The organism is Methanolacinia petrolearia DSM 11571, assembly GCF_000147875.1.
GTDB classification, from domain to species: Archaea; Halobacteriota; Methanomicrobia; order Methanomicrobiales; family Methanomicrobiaceae; genus Methanolacinia; species Methanolacinia petrolearia.
The window spans coordinates 997,674-1,014,606 of the sequence record NC_014507.1 but is presented as its reverse complement, the minus strand read 5'-3'; the positions used below and the strand labels follow the sequence as shown (position 1 = coordinate 1,014,606).

The 16,933-nt window shown below is 48.1% G+C and carries 18 protein-coding genes; 7 read left to right on the top strand and 11 right to left on the bottom strand.

From position 1 onward, the window contains the following. Positions 1–99 precede the first annotated feature (99 nt). Positions 100–1,269 (top strand): MFS transporter, encoded by a 1,170-nt coding sequence (locus MPET_RS05165; RefSeq protein WP_013328952.1) that lies wholly within the window; start codon positions 100–102, stop codon positions 1,267–1,269. Positions 1,270–1,314: 45 nt separating this feature from the next. Here MPET_RS05165 and MPET_RS05160 read toward each other — a convergent pair whose 3' ends face one another. Further along, positions 1,315–2,568 (bottom strand): MFS transporter, encoded by a 1,254-nt coding sequence (locus tag MPET_RS05160; protein ID WP_013328951.1) that lies wholly within the window; start codon positions 2,566–2,568, stop codon positions 1,315–1,317. A gap of 159 nt (positions 2,569–2,727) precedes the next feature. Here MPET_RS05160 and MPET_RS05155 point away from each other — a divergent pair, with 159 nt between their 5' ends. After that, positions 2,728–3,510 (top strand): TrmB family transcriptional regulator, encoded by a 783-nt coding sequence (locus MPET_RS05155; protein WP_187287585.1) that lies wholly within the window; start codon positions 2,728–2,730, stop codon positions 3,508–3,510. Positions 3,511–3,524: 14 nt separating this feature from the next. On the opposite strand, the gene ilvE is transcribed toward MPET_RS05155, so the two are convergent. The 5 genes from ilvE to cfbA all read right to left on the bottom strand — a co-directional run bounded on the left by ilvE (position 3,525) and on the right by cfbA (position 9,035). Then, positions 3,525–4,394 carry a branched-chain-amino-acid transaminase gene (gene ilvE / locus MPET_RS05150; protein ID WP_013328949.1) on the bottom strand — a complete coding sequence of 290 codons (870 nt, stop codon included), beginning with the start codon at positions 4,392–4,394 and terminating at the stop codon, positions 3,525–3,527. A gap of 526 nt (positions 4,395–4,920) precedes the next feature. Then, positions 4,921–6,297 (bottom strand): Ni-sirohydrochlorin a,c-diamide synthase, encoded by a 1,377-nt coding sequence (gene cfbB / locus MPET_RS05140; RefSeq protein ID WP_013328948.1) that lies wholly within the window; start codon positions 6,295–6,297, stop codon positions 4,921–4,923. 5 nt (positions 6,298–6,302) lie between these two features. Next, positions 6,303–7,364, bottom strand: coding sequence for a Ni-sirohydrochlorin a,c-diamide reductive cyclase catalytic subunit (gene cfbD / locus MPET_RS05135; protein WP_013328947.1), 1,062 nt, complete (start codon positions 7,362–7,364; stop codon positions 6,303–6,305). 4 nt (positions 7,365–7,368) lie between these two features. Beyond that, the gene (gene cfbE, locus MPET_RS05130) at positions 7,369–8,586 is read right to left on the bottom strand and encodes a coenzyme F430 synthase (RefSeq protein ID WP_013328946.1); all 1,218 of its coding nucleotides are present in this window, start codon (positions 8,584–8,586) and stop codon (positions 7,369–7,371) included. A gap of 44 nt (positions 8,587–8,630) precedes the next feature. Beyond that, positions 8,631–9,035 carry a sirohydrochlorin nickelochelatase gene (cfbA, locus tag MPET_RS05125; RefSeq protein ID WP_013328945.1) on the bottom strand — a complete coding sequence of 135 codons (405 nt, stop codon included), beginning with the start codon at positions 9,033–9,035 and terminating at the stop codon, positions 8,631–8,633. Between the two features lie 79 nt (positions 9,036–9,114). On the opposite strand from cfbA, the gene MPET_RS05120 reads away from it, so the two are divergent. From MPET_RS05120 to MPET_RS05105, 4 genes are read left to right on the top strand one after another with little or no spacing between them, the layout of a single operon-like run. Beyond that, positions 9,115–9,579 carry a hypothetical protein gene (locus MPET_RS05120; protein ID WP_013328944.1) on the top strand — a complete coding sequence of 155 codons (465 nt, stop codon included), beginning with the start codon at positions 9,115–9,117 and terminating at the stop codon, positions 9,577–9,579. A 27-nt stretch (positions 9,580–9,606) separates the two neighbouring features. Next, complete coding sequence (locus tag MPET_RS05115; protein WP_013328943.1) at positions 9,607–10,749, top strand: methanogenesis marker 9 domain-containing protein; 1,143 nt, start codon at positions 9,607–9,609, stop codon at positions 10,747–10,749. Further along, positions 10,715–11,551: a triphosphoribosyl-dephospho-CoA synthase gene (locus MPET_RS05110; RefSeq protein ID WP_013328942.1), complete on the top strand. Its 837-nt coding sequence runs from the start codon at positions 10,715–10,717 to the stop codon at positions 11,549–11,551. Before MPET_RS05115 ends, MPET_RS05110 begins: the two co-directional genes overlap by 35 nt. Further along, positions 11,539–12,096: a DUF447 domain-containing protein gene (locus MPET_RS05105; protein WP_013328941.1), complete on the top strand. Its 558-nt coding sequence runs from the start codon at positions 11,539–11,541 to the stop codon at positions 12,094–12,096. Before MPET_RS05110 ends, MPET_RS05105 begins: the two co-directional genes overlap by 13 nt. Before the next feature lie 139 nt (positions 12,097–12,235). On the opposite strand, the gene MPET_RS14410 is transcribed toward MPET_RS05105, so the two are convergent. The 5 genes from MPET_RS14410 to thiD form a co-directional block, all read right to left on the bottom strand. Beyond that, positions 12,236–12,622 (bottom strand): type IV pilin, encoded by a 387-nt coding sequence (locus tag MPET_RS14410; protein ID WP_013328940.1) that lies wholly within the window; start codon positions 12,620–12,622, stop codon positions 12,236–12,238. A gap of 208 nt (positions 12,623–12,830) precedes the next feature. After that, positions 12,831–13,268 (bottom strand): hypothetical protein, encoded by a 438-nt coding sequence (locus MPET_RS05095; RefSeq protein WP_013328939.1) that lies wholly within the window; start codon positions 13,266–13,268, stop codon positions 12,831–12,833. Between the two features lie 3 nt (positions 13,269–13,271). Beyond that, positions 13,272–13,550: a DUF7521 family protein gene (locus MPET_RS05090; protein ID WP_013328938.1), complete on the bottom strand. Its 279-nt coding sequence runs from the start codon at positions 13,548–13,550 to the stop codon at positions 13,272–13,274. Further along, positions 13,540–14,007, bottom strand: coding sequence for an Lrp/AsnC family transcriptional regulator (locus tag MPET_RS05085; protein ID WP_013328937.1), 468 nt, complete (start codon positions 14,005–14,007; stop codon positions 13,540–13,542). Before MPET_RS05085 ends, MPET_RS05090 begins: the two co-directional genes overlap by 11 nt. A gap of 34 nt (positions 14,008–14,041) precedes the next feature. Then, entirely contained in the window at positions 14,042–14,860 is an 819-nt protein-coding gene (gene thiD / locus MPET_RS05080) for a bifunctional hydroxymethylpyrimidine kinase/phosphomethylpyrimidine kinase (protein WP_013328936.1), read from the bottom strand. Positions 14,861–15,298: 438 nt separating this feature from the next. Here thiD and MPET_RS05070 point away from each other — a divergent pair, with 438 nt between their 5' ends. Then, positions 15,299–16,630: an AIR synthase-related protein gene (locus MPET_RS05070; protein WP_013328935.1), complete on the top strand. Its 1,332-nt coding sequence runs from the start codon at positions 15,299–15,301 to the stop codon at positions 16,628–16,630. Positions 16,631–16,933: the final 303 nt, after the last annotated feature.

Below are 16,933 nucleotides of genomic sequence, written 5' to 3'. Positions count from 1 at the left end.
AGCCTGAATTGAACCAATCTTCAATAAATGATTCTTTAGATAATTGTATATCGTATTTATAACAAACCTGACAGGACAAACGGGCATGGGACGCAGAGGATGAAACCGGAACTTCAGGAAGAGAATAAACCACAGATCTGCCAGAAGTATCTCGGGGAGAAGGGAACAATCGGCCTGATCGTTCTCCTATCCGCATTCGTTCCGCTCTCAACAGATCTTTATCTTCCTGCTCTTCCCGGGATGGTTGACTATTTCGGGGTTCCTGTAATGCTCGTCAACCTTACCCTGATACTTTTCTTCATCGTCTTCAGTGCAGGAATGCTGTTTTGGGGGCCGCTGAGCGATAAATACGGGAGAAGGCCGATCCTGTTCCGTGCCATACAGGCAGCCGGCGGAAGCGCTGCATCAGCGGTTGCGACCGCCATGGTCAAGGATCTCTATGCCGGCAGAAAACAGGAATCTGTACTCGCGATAGTCCAGTCGATGGTCGTCATCTCACCCGCAGTTGCACCTGTACTTGGCGCCTTCATGCTTCCGTACACTTCGTGGCAGGGCCTGTTCTGGATGCTCGGCCTGATAGGAATTGTCTCTCTGACGGGAGGAGTTCTCCTTGAAGAGCCTCTTACCAGTCGATATACGGGTACAATCGTGAGATCCTTCGGAAGGCTGGGAACCGTCCTGAAGAACCCGGGATTCACATCTTTGCTTATCGTTTTTTCGCTTGTGAGCACGGCCTCCCTCGCGTTCATTACAGATTCATCATACATATTTGTGAACCAGTTCGGGCTCTCTGAACAATGGTATAGCTTTTACTTCGCCGTAATCGCAGTCGGCATGATCTCCGGGCCCTTCCTCTATCTCAGGCTCTCCAGGTATATCAGGCGGAATACAATCATTGTCTCCTGCTTTGCCATCATGGCCGTGAGCGGAGTGATGATCTGTCTGTTCGGCGATCTCGGGCCTGTTGCGTTCACACTCGCACTTTTTCCTGCGTCAATGATCGGGAGCTGCGTCAGGCCTTCGGGAACATTCCTTATGCTCCAGCAACAGAAAGAGGACACAGGTTCGGCATCTTCTCTTATCAACTGCTCCGGGCTTTTATTCGGGAGTGCGGGAATGGTTCTCGTATCTGTCGGAGGAGATGATCTCATTCTCAGCATAGGGATAATAAATTTCGCCGTAGGTTTGATGTGCCTTTCAGGCTTTATGCTGATAAGAAAGCTGCATCTGGCAAAAGAAGTTCCCGATTTCGTCGGAAAAACTGATTGAACAGGTTATTGAAAAGAGATCTGAGATCCGGAATATCTTCCAATATCATGTAATTTTATCTGATTCCTGCTTATTTTTTGCATGCACTTTTTTACCGAATATCAGGAATACAAAAACCGCAGTCATCATTATACTATACAGTCCTCCGAGGGTGAACACCATCTGGTATGTCCCGCTTATATCGATAATGGGCTGTGATACGAATCCGGATACGAACTGTCCAAGGTAGAAGAACACCGAATAAATCCCGTACAATGTGCCGTATCTTTTGGCTGGGGCGATCTCACTCAGCCATCCGACAAGCGTCGGCAGCAAAAGCCCCTGGCCTGTACCGACAAGCACTAATCCAACTATTAAAAAAATAAGGCCTGAAACAGTTCCTATGATTAAAAAACCTAGTGCAATAAGCAGGAATCCTGTAGCCATTATCGAATTTCGCTTTAAATAATAATAGAGCCTGCTACAGGAAAGGGCGCTGAAAGCCGAAATAAAGCCGGGAATTCCAAGAAGTGCACCGCTGACAACAGTCGAGGAGATCCCGGCAGCCTGCAGAAGGTAAGGAAGCTTTGTCGGTAATGTATAGAACATGAGCATCACGCCAAAGACCGATATGTATATGATGGCTAACTGAGTAAACGACAATCCCTTTTTTTCGACCTTTGATTTATTGAAATCCTGACTTCCGGAAGTATTGTCTTCCCTTTTCGGCTCTTTCATCGTAAGAAGAACTCCGGGAATAAATAACAGTGCAATAAGATAGATCAGGAAAGTCTCTCTCCAGCCGAACGATGCAAGCAGTCCCCCTGAAGTCTCAAGAACAATTGCTCCTATACCCATTGCTGCCGACTGGTATCCTATAACCCTGATCCTTTCAGGACCTGAATAGTAGTCTGATACCAGTGCAATCGTGGTAGTCATTATACCGGCAATCGCAATGCCAAGCAGAGCCCTTCCGACAAGTATCATCTCCAGCGAACTGAGATATGCACCTGAAGATCCGAATAGCGCAAACAATGCGAGGGATATCATCAGGGGCCTGACTTTCCCCACGCGGTCGCATATCATCCCGATAAACCATCCGGAAAGGACTATTGCAAGAGAAGGAAGCGTTATTACCAGTGCAATTACACTCTCGGGATATCCAGAAAAATAGGCGCTGATCCCCGGAAGGGAGGGTGCGACGGCCGCCCCGCCCATCATCGTCATCATGGATGAAAGGATAAGAAATGTGAGCTTTAATTTGTCCCTGCCTGTTGTATAGTATGTTATTTTGTCTTTGAGAGTTTTTGTCGTGTTCATTATTGTAAGAACTCCGTTTTTCTTTGATGAGCCTGGCTAAAAAGCTCTTTAATCCGGTTTCGGCTAAACTTTTCAAATCAGGCGTCATATATGTGGTGCTCCTGAAAGGGGGAGCAAATGACAAAAGATATCTCTGTTAATAGCAAGATATTTTTCAGAATGACAGATTTCCCGGCGGATAAAGGATCATTTGAACTGGATCAAAGAATTGTTGAAAGACTGAAATCCTGGGGGATGACCGAATATGAATCCAAAATTTATACGGTTCTCGTTATGCTCCAGGTGGGCAGCGCAAGGGATATTCACGAACTCACGGGAATACCCCGGGGACGTGTATATGAAATCATTTCGGATCTCACAAAAAAAGGATATATCGGGGTTATAAACGGGAGTCCGACCCGGTATCATGCACTTGATATTGCACGGACTTTTGAAAGGATCAAAAAGAACACTCTTCAGTCAATCGAAGAGGTTGTCCAGATGCTTGAGGAGATCGAAAAAAAAGCCCGGCCTGCAAAAGTTCCGGGGTACACTGTTCAGAGCGAATCCGCGATAGAGAATCAAATAAATTATATCCTGAGGCGCGCAAAGGATTCTGTTCTTATTCTTTGCAGCGATCCCGTGTTTTTTAAAAAATATATCAATGAGATCAAATGTTCAAACAAGAAACTGAATCTTCATATTGTGGTCAATAATCCTTCTGAATATCCATATAGGGGCTTAAATATTTATGAAAGCGATGAATTAATCAAAAGCAGCCTTATGGATGAAAAAATGTATAGTGATCATTCGGCAAGGCTCGTTTTCGCTATATTTGCGGACTTCCGGGAGGATATTCTGGTGATCAGGAGAGGGTCATCTCTTGAGGGCATATTTTCTTCAGAATTCCCGGTCGCTGAATATATACAGAGATCTATAACCGAGAGAATCTGTAAAGCATGAATCTCTAAAAAAAATTATTTGAATATTTCAGTTCCTTCCGATGAAGTCTTTGAACTGAAAGCGGCTGTCATCTGTTTTATAACCGGACCAGGTTTCCCCGTTCCGATCTTTCTTCCGTCGATGAGTGTTACCGGTGCAACCTCGGCGGCGGTTCCGGTTACAAGAACCTCATCTGCGGTATAGAGATCGAAGAACCCGAGGTTTTGCTCTTTTACAGGTATGCCAAGTTCTTCGGCGATCTCGAGGAGGACCATTCTTGTTATTCCCCTGAGGTTGTTCATGGTCGGAGGCGTAAAAATCGTGCCGTTCTTTACAACGAATATATTGTCCCCTGAACCTTCGGCAACGTAGCCGTTTGTGTCGAAGAATATGGCTTCGTCTCCACCTTTGTAGTTCGCCTCGATCTTTGCCATGATATTGTTGAGATAGTTCAGGCTCTTTACATTAGGCGGAAGAGCTTCTGCCGCATTTCTCCTGATCGATACCGTTATCGCCTTCAGGCCTTTTTCATAAAGATCGCCGTACATCGCTCCCCACGGGGCTGATATTATGAATACGGTTGGTTTCGAGCATTTTAGGGGGTCCAATCCGAGATCGCCGACACCTCTCGTTACGACCAGTCTGATGTATGCATCCCTGTGGTCGTTTCTCCTGAGAGTCTCAAGCGTTGCTTCGGCCATCTCCTCTTTCGTCATCCCGATGTCGAGATCGATCGTCTTTGCAGAGTCATAGAGCCGGTCAAGGTGTTCGTGCAGCCTGAATACCCTGCCGTTGTATGCCCTGATTCCCTCGAATACGCCGTCACCGTAGAGAAGGCCGTGGTCAAAAACAGATACCTTCGCCTCTTCCTTCGGAAGGAATTCACCATCAAGGTAAATAATCATGAATTTATTTTCTTCTGCTGAAGATAACAATTTTTTGATTTGTGTAATTTGGATTGAAGGACGGTTCCTATTGATCTAATCAGAATTTTGAAATGGGCGTAAGCCCCTGACGGGGCAGCCCAATGCTCAATTCGCTACGCGAATTTTCGCAATTGAGATAGTCCGGCCTGGACGCTTACCCGTTCGGGTAGCCTCGGCCGGGGGAAAATGAATCCATTGATTTATTTGATCATAATCGTGAGAAAAAAAGGAGCCGGAGGGACGCTTGCCCGTCCCGACGGCGACTTATCGCCACAGAGGGGGAGGGTTACAGGGAGGGGGAAACCTCCACCTCCCTTTCTAAATGAAGATCTTTTTGGAGGCAAAACCTGCGCAAATTCGCTCCGCATCCGCTCCGTGGACCCGCCCTGACCTCAGGGCTTTGCGCTTGCGATAATGCCGCCCTCGCAGGCAGCTTTCAAATGAATATTTCATATCCAAAAAAAACTGGCAGAATGATGATGTTCTTCTTAGATGTAATCCATTCTCACTCTTTTTTCCTGCAGTTCTCAACGAAATTCCCGATCATCCCTGCCGAAGCAAGGGGGTGAAGGTGCGTGTAACTCCCCTGCGTCCGGTTGGCAACCGCACCGTCGAATCCCCCGATAATCCCTGAACCCCTGCTGAGCCTGTAGCTGTAATGCGTGTCCTTCGGGAGCCTGACATCGGTGTGGTGGAATTCATGGCCACTGAAGACAGCCTCTCCAAGCGGGGATCTCGAGTCGGAAACACCTTTGACATAACCGATCACTCTCTTCGAAGGCATCACGGTCTTTCCGTCAAAGACACCGCACATCCCGTAACTCTTATCGGCCTCAAGATCATTCCATCCCGATTTAAGCACGAGCTCACCTGTCAGGTAGATCAGCCCGCCGCATTCTGCATAGATCGGAGTGCCGTTCCTTGATACCTCCAAAACCGCCTCTCTCATCCTGTCGTTTGCTTCCAGTTCTCCAGCGAACATCTCCGGGTATCCGCCGCCGAGTATGTAGCCGTCGGCCTCGGGAAGACTGTCGTGGATGGGGCTGAACGTAACAATCTCCGCACCCTTCGCTCCGAGGATATCGAAGACGTCGTTATAGTAGAAGTTGAATGCCTCGTCAACCGCTACCCCGATCTTTACATCCTTCTCCTTTGCCTGGACAAAACTTTTGGGGACATCGACAGGTGCAGGAGATTCGCCTGCGAGATCTAAGAGTGCGTCGATATCGACGTTCCTGCTGACAATCTCTTTTACAGCATCGACTCTTTTCAGGAATTCATCATCCTTCTTTCCTTCGAGAAACGGTATCAGCCCGAGATGCCTCATTGTAAGTTTCATCTCGTCGCGTCTCGGAATTGCGCCGATGACAGGAATCCCCGTTGCAGCTTCGATTGCGGCCTTTGCCTTATTGAGATGTTTTTCACTGATTATCTGGTTGAGGATGACGCCCTTTATTCTTACATCCGGGTCGTAAGCAAGAAATCCCATGACAATTGCGGCCGCACTCCTCGTAATGCTCCTCGCATCGATTACGAGTATGACATTCTGGCCGAGCATCTTGGCAACGCTTGCCGTAGAACCCGTATCGTTCAGGGCCTCGGATCCCTCGAAGAGCCCGCGGACTCCCTCGATGACTGCCACCTCGGCACCGATGCATCCGTTGGTATAGCTGTCCCTGATCTGCTCGGGAGTCATCACAAAGCTGTCGAGGTTCCTGCACGGCCTTCCCGTAACTGCTGTAAGGTAGGAAGGGTCGATATAGTCCATCGCGACCTTGAAAGTCTGGACAGTAAAGTCATCCGAGAGGATGGAACTCAGTGCAAGAGTGATGCTTGTCTTCCCGCTTCCCGACCGATCCCCTGTTATAAGAAAGCTCTTCATTGTTCTCAGATGCTCCTGATTGTGTCGCCGAATTCGCTCGGGACGATCTCCCTGACTCCAAGTGTCTTCGGGTGAAGATCGATCTCGACAACAACATGATCATGACCGAATTCCTTTAACGGTTCGACCTGCCTCGGCCCGTTCGTAACCGAGAAAACCTCGATTCCTTCAAGGTACTCTGGCGGGATTGCATGAGGGACACCTGCAATAAGTGCGAAATCAGGTTTGATCTCATTAATGATTTCGCCGATCCTGTCGCCGTTCGCACCGTACTCGTCGAGTGCCCCGCAGAGAACCGGATCGATTCCCGCAGATCTGATTCCGGATAGGATCGTCTCCGCATCCCGCCGTATCTTCGGAAGTCCCCTGTTTTCCAGGTTCACCACATATGTGATATCGGCGTCCGGGCATCTCTCATGCAGGGCGATGAGAACGTCGGCGAACATATATGCGGTCTCTTTTTTTGCATTGAGTATTGCAATCCCTTTTCTGCCTGAACATGCAGACTCCACGAGACTTCCTGCGACGACATGCTTGAGATCTCCCCTCGACGGCTGGACATAAGGCTTGTATGCGGCCCCTCTCTTTCTCTCCACCTCGTTTGCGGCTTTAAGGAGCCCCTTCTGCCTCTCGAGTTCGTCCTCATCGATCCATCCCGCCTCGGCTGCAGGTTCGAGGGCGGCAATTACACCGTCGATATTCTCCCTGAACCCTGCATGAATGTCAACTGCTATTGCAGGAGTCTCGATGCCGGAATCGATTATTGCAGCCTCCATGTCCTCGCCGATGATCATCGAGACACATGTCCCGACAACCGCGATCCTTTCAGGTTTGAACTCCTTTTCCGCATATCTCAGGACATCTTCAAGAACCTGCTGCCCCCCGAAGATGAATTCGTTGTCCGCAAGCGAGGTTGTCAGCACCCTGAGTCCGTCCTCTTCCAGGAGCCGGGCATGTTTGAACGAGCAGCCCGAAGGTCCGTGGAGGATCGCAAGATCCACTCCGAGATCCCTGACTGTATAGAGTGCGGCCACGATCGAGCTTGGTCTTGGCTGTATATAGTTCATCTTTTCATCTCCAGGTCTTGACAGACAGGATAATTATCCTGTTTGTTCCGTATTTCATAGCTTTTTCTGCGCCTTCTTCCAGTGAAGAGGCAGTTTCGAATTCTATTCCCGGCGGAATAATCTTCCTGACATTTTCCGGATCTTTTGATACCACGACAGCCGCATAAGGCATTATATCGGATATTGCGCCTGCGATCTCATCGTCCGGGAAACCTTCACATATATTTTCGGCTTCTATACCTATAACAAGCACCTGTTCCTGGCCGGGGGAAAACCTGTGTGCATATGCTGATGCCGTTAATGCAGTCTTCCTGTTTGCACCGCTGTTTGAATTGTCGATTATCCCTTTGCCGTCACGGGTGCTGTAGGAGAGTCTTCCTTCAAGTGCCGAAAAGGAACCCAGGCCTGAAGGATCTTTGCCGAGGATGCAGCCTGCCGCCGCAGCCGTCATCAGCGCCTCCTTATAGCCTTCGACCGTGAGAAGTTTGTTTGAAAACTCTCCTTTAATTCCGGCATAACCGAACCTGCATACATCGTCTTCGACGACAACGATATCGTCCGAGTAATATGCGCCCGGAATATCTGCTTCGACACCTGGGGCAAGGAGGATTTTTTTGCAGCCTTTAAGAAGCCTGATCTTTTCATCAAGTGCGGACTTTTTCCCGTTTGCAATCGGGTAGTCTGTCCCGGAAGTCAGTACCCCAAGATCCCCAAGGCCGGTCACCCCGACGGATTCCTCGGCGATGATCCACCGGCACTCTTTTTCTCCTGCAGCGGCAGAGAGAACCTCAACGAGAGTTGCAGGCGTGATGCTCCTTTTGAAGATCAGATCTTTCTCCGGGTATCTTACGGTTCCTTTTGATGTATGAAGAATTCCGCACCCGTCTTTTTCCATGAGATGCAGTAACGCATGCGCCGTAGTAGTCTTCCCCCTTGCACCAGTGATCTCGATCAGCAGGGTATCTTCCGGGACCGAAGCGGCCACGGCCACGGCTTCGTGGTGAGATATTACATCAGTGCCTGTATTCAGGAGCCTGTAATCCGGATCGAGATGAACCGGTGCGGCGATGAGGTCATAGACTTTCCCTGCCGCTTCATCTTCGCTGACAGATCCGTCCCTGCCCCGGTAGACATCCACGGTATCAACGACATGACCGGCCCTTTTCAGGTATTCCGCCAGTGTTTTCCCGCCATGGATCGTGTCGAGAACAAGGATCTTCATAAAATTGATTTTGCCTTTATTTGAGGCATTTTTTTCTTAAATTATCAGAGATAGTCTTCAACTGCTTTCTTTCCGTTTACGATCATAAGATCGGCGAGCAGTTCGTTCTCTCCTATGGGGTCGGCGAAGACGAGCGGAATCTCCTTGTCGTTAAGCTTGAAGGTTCCATTGTGGCCGCCCTCTTCAATACCGAGGATTTCAGGAATATCTTTGTCTATATGCATTCCCCTTGCAAGGAACAGAGGAACAACCTGGAGCATCTCGATGTCCTCGCCCCTGAAAGATTCGAGTGCCTCGGGGATCGTCGGTTCGCTGAACTCCATGAATCCTGTTTTAACAATGTATCCTGCTTCCTTGCCGGCAATGATCTTTGCCGTGTTGTCGATGAGTTGTTTGTTGTATGGCTTTTTGCTGCCATGCCCTACCAGTAAGAATCCGATCTTTGGCATATAGTACAATGTATTACAATCTTATTAAAAAATAATTACCAATTGATTTTTCACTTATTCAAAAGATTATTATATACAAATGAGTGATTTTGAAAGAGATATCGTCAAATGTTTCAACGAATATTTCGAGAGAACCGGGGCAAAGGGATATGCATACAGGCTGAAGCAGTCCCGGTTCATTACACAGTATGTCGACGTTCTCTCGGATTCGCTCGACCCGAGGTATTATCTTGCGATCGAGTGCAAGTCGCTGAAGGGAAAGAAACTCTATTTCACACAGCATTTCCACGAGGACAAGGACGGTGTGCACCAGGTGGACGCGATATCGGAGTTTATTCATAAGACCGGAAGACAGGGCTTTCTTGCAGTCGAGTTTCGCGCGGGGGCGGGAAAACCGAAGGAGGCCTATCTTCTTCCATGGGATCTTGTAATCGAATTCAGGAAAAAAAATGCCGGCATTTCAAAGGAAGATTTTTCAGCGGGAATCAGACTGGAGAGATCAGGCGGGGGGTATACTCTTTCCGGCCCCATCCAAAATCATTAGATATTAAAAACAAACCTATAGGGAAGAATGATGGATCCATATGACAGGTACGAGCTAATTGTAAACGGCCGTACTGTAAAGACACCAATAGCAATAGCCTCAATGGCAGGGATCGTGGATGCGGATTATGTCCTTGCGAGGAAAGAAAATATCGGAATGGCTTTTATCGGCGGTTACTCGATCGATGAAGCAACAATTAATGCAAGCGCCCTTATGGAAGAAGAGGGGCGCAAAGAGTTCATTTCAACCGATCCTGCTGCAACTCTCAAAGCAGAGATTGAAAAACTGGCAGGTACCGATGTCATACCCGCCATCAACCTCAGGGGCAGCAGTCCTGAATCATTCGTATCGATTGCACACGAACTCGGCGACGGCGTGATATACGAGATCGACGCACATTGCCGCCAGCCGGCGATGATCAGTGCAGGATGCGGCGAGTATTATCTTCAGAATACTGAAAAACTTGCAATGGTCGTATCCGCCCTGAAAAGTACCGGGGTCACGGTATCGGTCAAGATCAGGGCAGGGGTCGTCGAAGACGATTCGGAACTTGCACGCCTGTTATGGAAGGCAGGTGCCGACATTCTCCATGTCGACCTGATGGACTTCGGTTCCTCAAAGATAAAGCAGATAAGGAACAGCTGCCCGCTTCTTTTGATCGCCAATAACTCTGTCAATACGTTCGACAGGATGAAGGACCTGTTCGCGCACGGGGCGGATATGGTATCTCTTGCACGAAATTCGGATGTCAATACGCTGAATTATCTGGATATGGCAATATCCGCCTATGCAGACGAGACAGGATGGTACAATTCCCCCAAGCAGCTTTGCAGGGGAGGAGACTTAAGGAGCCTGACCTTCTGCTGCATGCCGGTCAAGCAGTGCCCGCTGATGCCTGCACTAAAGAGAGCCGGGATGACACCGAAGGAGTACCACGATCTGAAGATCGAATCGGTTCAGAACACTCCCCTTGCTTCGGGATCGAGTACATGCTTTGGCAGTCTTGCCTGGTGCTGCAAGGGCTCGACTCCCTGCATGTTCAGGGATATCAGCATCAAGAAGGAGGGCATCTCGCTTGCTGACTACATGAGATACAAGCGCCGTCTCTCCGAGAAGATCATGAAAAGGTTGTTTGATGAAGATAACAGAGAAGAAGAGATCGCGGGCTGAATTCGCCCAGATTGCAATGATGCTCGAGGTCTGCACCGGGGTAAAACCCGGTAACGTGGACCGGTATCATGACTATGATGATACATGCCTCGAGCATTTTCTTGCGTCTGCGATTCTCGCAAGGCCTGCATTTGATGAGGCCGAAGATTTTCATTCTTCTGAAAAAGGGCTCGGCGGTATCATATATGATGCGGTCGCCCTTACAAACGTCCATTCCGGCGGCAACACGCATTTCGGTGCCTTCATTCTTTTAATTCCTCTTATCGCCGGCGGGACGATCGAAAAAGCTTTGGAACTGATCCGTTCAACTACCGTTGATGACGCGGTTCTGTTTTACCGGGCTTTCGGGCTTACATCGGTGAGGATGAACAAGACCGATGAGATCGACGTAAACGATCCAGCCGCAATCGATTACCTGACGAAGAACGGGATGACACTTTATGATGTAATGGAATATTCCTCGCCCAAAGATATGGTTGCGGCGGAGTGGACAAACGGTTTCCAGCTGACAAAGAAAACCGCCGAATTCCTGAAGCAGTCGGGGAAGGGAAGGGAAGCAGTCTCCGATGCGTTCATCTCCCTTCTCTCCGGGGAAAAGGATACCTTCATCGTGAAGAAATTCGGAGAGGAAACGGCAGAATGGGCGAGAGAGCAGGCATGCCTGGTGAAGAAAGGAGAGCTTTCGATCGATGATTTCGATATGATGTGCCTTGAGAAGGGTGTCAATCCCGGATCGATAGCAGATATAATCATTGCAGGAATATATGTTGCCATAAGCGAGGGATGGGAATGGGACTCTTAGGCGAAGGGATCAATGAGATCATTGCGACGACAAGAAACAATGCGGCACCTATCGGGATTATCGTAAAAGACGGTTCTCTAAGGATGGTTCTCTTTCACGGTACGCATACGCTTGAAAACATTCGCAGGGACGGCTGGGTCGTCGCCAATATCGTCCATGATCCTGTAATCTATGTAAAAACGGCCTTCGACGATCTTCCTGAGGATTTTTTCTGCAATGAGACTTACGGTGATCTGGAAGTCCAGCGCCTGAAAGATGCATCGGCATGGATTGCTTTCAAAACCGAAATAGAGAGGGAATCGGGCGAAGCAGCGATTGTCAGGCTGGTCCCTGTGGCCGAAGAGATAATTGACAACAGTATTTACCCTGTAAACAGGGGTTTCAACAGCGTAATCGAGGCGACCGTGCACGGGACGAGATATGTCATGAACCGGGATCCGTGGCTGAAGCAGCTTATTGATCACCATGCCTCCCTTGTCCGGAAATGCGGGGGAAGTCGCGAGAGAGAGGCTCTTGAGCTTCTGCTTGGATATATTATGGAATAATTCCTGAAAGATTATACAGGATTTAACTGCTTTTTAAGATCTGATTTTCCCTGTTCAGGTTATTGACAGTACTGAAAGGATCGTTTGGAAACAGATTATAATTAGATAAATTGGAATAAAAAAATTAAAGATATTAGATTTATGGGACGCTGGCAACAATCTGTTTGCTACCGTCTGTAAATTCTGCTGTAAACGTTACTGTTCCGGAAGCATCCTTGCTCCAGCCGGTTGTGTTGATATAACCGATTGTAAAGTTCCCAGTTAAGGTTTCATTTTGTGTACTGTTTGCCCACGCAATATCAGTTATCTGTTCAACATTTTTTCCTGCAAATATCGTGAATGTGATCTCTCCGTCATCATTTGTTCCGGTCTTGATCGTAACATCCTTCTGCGAACTGCTCTCAAGATCCCCGGCAAGTCCGAAGACGAATACGGAAATAACTGCTGCCAGAATTACCGTTATTGCCACCATAAGGATGACACCGATGACCGGTGATACACCCTCTTCATTTGTCATGAATTTCATTAATCTCACCTCATAAAAAACCCGAAACCATTATTCCCGATTTACGGATTATTAATACTTATTTTTACTATTGGATTTATATACCTTTTGAGCAATTCACAATTAAAGAATAGTTTGGTCTTCTTTACCATTTGTAGGAAATATTGTTCTCATAACTAAGATGAAATGGAAAAAACATTTCCTCCAAAAATCTGAATAAAGGTTGTTCTCAAAAATAAATTGTCAGGCTTTCGCTGGAGTCCAGAAAATGTGATTCCGGCATTATGGATTTTATTACCCCTTTCAGGTACGGGATTGAGATTAGATCTGAATTATCAATTGGATTCTCTTTGGATTTTAATGATTTCGAGACAATGATCTCTGTTTTATCGTTGTTCTTTTTGATGTTGTAGTCCTGTCCGGATATGAGCAGGATACCCTCTATAACAGTATTGATCTCGATTTGATTGCCAAGCCGTTCCTTAATCTCTTTTCCTTCCTTTATTCCGAGCTCCTGGACGATGTTACAGATTTTTTCATTTATGTACCTGTCGTTTTCCAGTATTAATTTCTCAAGAATGTCTTTGGAGAAATCGTGAGGCTTCCAACTCCTGGATATCTTTAAAAACTGCCAGTCTCTTGCAAATGAACTGGTTTTGTTTTGCATCGTTCAGCCTCTGAGGATGGAATAGATTATCACACATATGCCGATGATTGCGAGGCATCTTGAAAAGATCTCAGCCCAGAACCAGGCAAAGGTTTCCTGGAAGAAAAGCCCTACAATATCCGGGAGGACTATTCCGATTATAATTGTAAATACACCATACATCAACAGAAGGATGCTCTGCTGTTTTACAAGTTTGTAAGCCTGGTACATATATATGATAAGGGCAGCACCCAGCACAAGAGTGATTATTGCAAGGCAGCTGTTTAGAACACTAATATCCATGTAGATCGTACTCCTCAATATTCCAGAATTGCTCTTTTACCTTCTTCACGGTCAGTATCGGTTTAATCTCACGAACTCCCTGGAGTTCACTGAGCGGAATAAGAATATCTTTCTTGAGTTCGGCAATCTCCGACACCCTGACTTTTGCAAGAAAATCATTGGGTTCCAGCGTTTCGTATACTTCAAGTATATGATCCATTCTCAGGAGATACTGCTCGATGTTCGGTTTTTCAAGTGGATCTACTGAGATCGACAGGAATACAATAATCGAATGCTTGAAATATTCCGGATTAACAACAATTGTGAAACGCTGGATAATCCCGCTTGATTTTAACTTCTCAATCCTTTTAAAAACCGTAGATGGGGCGATATTAAGTTTTTTTCCCAAATCCGCCATTGAAGTTCTGCCGTCTTTGGCAAGTTCATTTAATATGGCATTGTCGACTTTATCCAACATTTTACCCGTTGCTTTAATTTACTCTTATATTGATTTAATATTTATTATTATAATTTCCTGTTTCGAATGAAGGATTCACACTCATAATATTACTCTTTCCTGAAAAGCCCTGATTTATCGCAGTTTCTATAAATTTTTTGGCATTTGCACAGGCTTCTTGAAGTTTTAAGCCTGATGCAAGGAAAGATGTTATTGCGGCTGACATGCAGCACCCGGTTCCGTGAACTTCGAAAGGATATCTTCTCCCCCTGAATTCGGTCAGTCCCGAATCCGTGACGAGGATGTCTGTCGCATAATTACCTTCCCCGTGGCCGCCTTTGACAAGGACTGCCTTTGCCCCGAGATCCAGCATTAGTTGTCCGGCCTTTTCGATCTCTTCTCTTGTTTTTACGGAGTCCATACCTGTAATATAAGCTGCCTCATTAAGATTAGGGGTCAGGAGGTATGCCAGCGGTATGAGATTTTCCAGAAGTGCGGATACATCATTTTTATCCAAAAGCGTTGCCCCGCTTGTGGATATCATTACCGGGTCGAGAACGAGTCTGGCATCGTTTGGAAGCGATTCGGAGACGGTTTTTATTATACCGCCGTTTGCAAGCATCCCGGTCTTAAAATATTTTACATCGTACTCTTCAACGACCGCTTCGATCTGCATTCGTACGGCATCATGCGGAAGAGGCCAGTATGCTAAAACTTTCTTCGGGTTCTGTGCCGTAACTGCGGTTATAACCGTCAGGCCCCAGACGCCGAGAGAGCTGAATGTCTTGATGTCGGCCTGAATCCCCGCTCCGCCCCCGGAATCCGACCCGCCGATTGAGCAGGCGCAGGGAGATCCTGCGTGCACTTTATTCATGTGATATTATAATCGGGTTTTCTGGTGTTGAAGTTTTTTCTGTTGTTTTGATAATTATTCATCTAATCATTTGTGAGTTAGTCTGAGTGTTGAAATGGGGCATAAGCCCCTTCGGGGCAGCCCGGGCGCTAAGTTTGCTGCGCAAACTTGCGCAATTGCGATAACCCGGCCTGGAAGCTACCCATCCGGGTAGCCTCGGCCGGGTGAGAAAAAGATTCAGCATTTACGTTTTGATCTTTTAAATTGTCACTGGAAAAGAAAGTCTGGAGCCGGAGGGATGCTCGTCCATCCCGACGGCGACCTATCGCCATGAGGGGGAGGGTTGCAGGGAGGGGGAAACTTCCCCCTCCTTGCATATAAACCGGAAATCATATTCAAATGACGTTTTCCTGAAGAACTTCATGCACTTTTTTCTGTTATCGGAGCAGATATGTCATCATGGATGTTGAGCAGTTCGCACGCGACGGAATTGCATCGGGTGCGGCGAGAGATTCGGTCACAGATAAGCTTGCGGACCGGATCGTCGAGATAAAAAAATGCGATCCCGGGTTTGCGCATGATTTTGCCGCAGCAGTCGTTCTTGAGGTGGAAAATTCCCTGAAGATGAAAGGCGACCTGGCAGGTTTCGAGCCGTCCGGGGTTTCAATGGGCGAATTCGGCGTCGGCTCGAGGGGTGCGGGGGACTTCTTCGCTCACAGGCAGTTCCCCCGGATTATCGGCTCCGGCCAGGCGGCAGTTGGTGTCGACGAGATGGACGATGCAGGGGTTGTCAGTGCAGGCGGGCAATATATAATCGCTACCGTCGACGGGATGCATTCCCGCCTCTCCGACTATCCTTTCCTCGCGGGATTCCACGTGACCCGTGCGACGCTCCGGGATGTCTATGTCATGGGGGCGAAACCGGTCGCACTAATCTCTGATATCCATGTTGCAGACGACGGGGACGTTGCAAAGATCTTCGAGTATACGGCAGGCATATCAGTCGTAAGCGAGATGATGGATATCCCTCTCGTAAGCGGATCGACACTCCGTATCGGCGGGGATATGGTCATAGGGGAGCGCCTCACCGGCTGTGTCGGTGCAGTGGGCGTAGCCGAACACCTGACCGCACGAAAATCGACAGTTCCCGGCGATATAATCCTGATGAGCGAAGGTGCGGGCGGAGGAACCATCGCGACCGCAGGCATATATTCCGGGTATCCTGAAGTGGTAGATAAAACGATCAACCTCTCGTTCCTCAAGGCATGCGAGGCCCTCTTAAAGAGCGATGTGCTCAACGAGATCCACTCAATGACCGATGTCACAAACGGAGGCCTTCGGGGAGATGTCTACGAGATGGCCGAGACCGCCGATGTCAGGATCGTAATCGAAGAGGAGAATCTCAGGTCGCTGATCGATCCCGACGTCCTTAAGATGCTCGACGATCTTGAGATCGATTATCTCGGCGTATCCCTGGATGCACTCCTCGTCGTCGCACCGCCGTCCGCAGCCGAAGAGATCGTAAGAATAGTCGGTGAGGCAGGAGTGAGAATGAAGAAGATCGGGTACGTCGAGTCCGGCCCGGCTGATTCCAAGCTCTTGTCTTCCGGAGAGATGATTGATTTCCTGCCGCGTTTCAGGGAATCTGCCTATACTCCCGTCAAGAAGGTCGTCGACAAAACGCCAGGCGACTTCGAAGAGATGAAGAAGAAGGTGGCCGGAGCCGCCGACAGGGCGATAGAGAAGAAGATGCGTGTAATCGAACTTCTGAAAAAAGATAAAAATCAGTGATAAAATTGGCTCTTCGTTGTTTCATGTCTTTCTCCGGCACCGGCGGCCCGGCCGCCGGACGACCCCTGCCCAGGGGCCTTGCCCTAAGATAACCCTCATACGGCACGCTCAGGGGACCGGCAAGGGTCCCCTAAGCTGTTGAATTTGGTTTTTACATGAACTTTTTTTGTATATTCCGTTCTGTAAAACGCTATGAAGTCACGCGTCTCGCCGCTCAGGGGATACTCGTATATCCCCTGAGTGGCCTATCACAATGGAGAGGCACAGAGGTCGGGGCCGATCCGCGAATCTGCTGTGCAGTTC

Coding starts and splice junctions, on each gene's coding strand:
- MPET_RS05165 (WP_013328952.1), top strand. CDS start 100: ATGAAACCGGAACTTCAGGAAGAGAATAAACCACAGATCTGCCAGAAG.
- MPET_RS05160 (WP_013328951.1), bottom strand. CDS start 2,568: ATGAACACGACAAAAACTCTCAAAGACAAAATAACATACTATACAACA.
- MPET_RS05155 (WP_187287585.1), top strand. CDS start 2,728: ATGACAGATTTCCCGGCGGATAAAGGATCATTTGAACTGGATCAAAGA.
- ilvE (WP_013328949.1), bottom strand. CDS start 4,394: ATGATTATTTACCTTGATGGTGAATTCCTTCCGAAGGAAGAGGCGAAG.
- cfbB (WP_013328948.1), bottom strand. CDS start 6,297: ATGAAGAGCTTTCTTATAACAGGGGATCGGTCGGGAAGCGGGAAGACA.
- cfbD (WP_013328947.1), bottom strand. CDS start 7,364: ATGAACTATATACAGCCAAGACCAAGCTCGATCGTGGCCGCACTCTAT.
- cfbE (WP_013328946.1), bottom strand. CDS start 8,586: ATGAAGATCCTTGTTCTCGACACGATCCATGGCGGGAAAACACTGGCG.
- cfbA (WP_013328945.1), bottom strand. CDS start 9,035: ATGCCAAAGATCGGATTCTTACTGGTAGGGCATGGCAGCAAAAAGCCA.
- MPET_RS05120 (WP_013328944.1), top strand. CDS start 9,115: ATGAGTGATTTTGAAAGAGATATCGTCAAATGTTTCAACGAATATTTC.
- MPET_RS05115 (WP_013328943.1), top strand. CDS start 9,607: ATGATGGATCCATATGACAGGTACGAGCTAATTGTAAACGGCCGTACT.
- MPET_RS05110 (WP_013328942.1), top strand. CDS start 10,715: ATGAAGATAACAGAGAAGAAGAGATCGCGGGCTGAATTCGCCCAGATT.
- MPET_RS05105 (WP_013328941.1), top strand. CDS start 11,539: ATGGGACTCTTAGGCGAAGGGATCAATGAGATCATTGCGACGACAAGA.
- MPET_RS14410 (WP_013328940.1), bottom strand. CDS start 12,622: ATGAAATTCATGACAAATGAAGAGGGTGTATCACCGGTCATCGGTGTC.
- MPET_RS05095 (WP_013328939.1), bottom strand. CDS start 13,268: ATGCAAAACAAAACCAGTTCATTTGCAAGAGACTGGCAGTTTTTAAAG.
- MPET_RS05090 (WP_013328938.1), bottom strand. CDS start 13,550: ATGGATATTAGTGTTCTAAACAGCTGCCTTGCAATAATCACTCTTGTG.
- MPET_RS05085 (WP_013328937.1), bottom strand. CDS start 14,007: ATGTTGGATAAAGTCGACAATGCCATATTAAATGAACTTGCCAAAGAC.
- thiD (WP_013328936.1), bottom strand. CDS start 14,860: ATGAATAAAGTGCACGCAGGATCTCCCTGCGCCTGCTCAATCGGCGGG.
- MPET_RS05070 (WP_013328935.1), top strand. CDS start 15,299: ATGGATGTTGAGCAGTTCGCACGCGACGGAATTGCATCGGGTGCGGCG.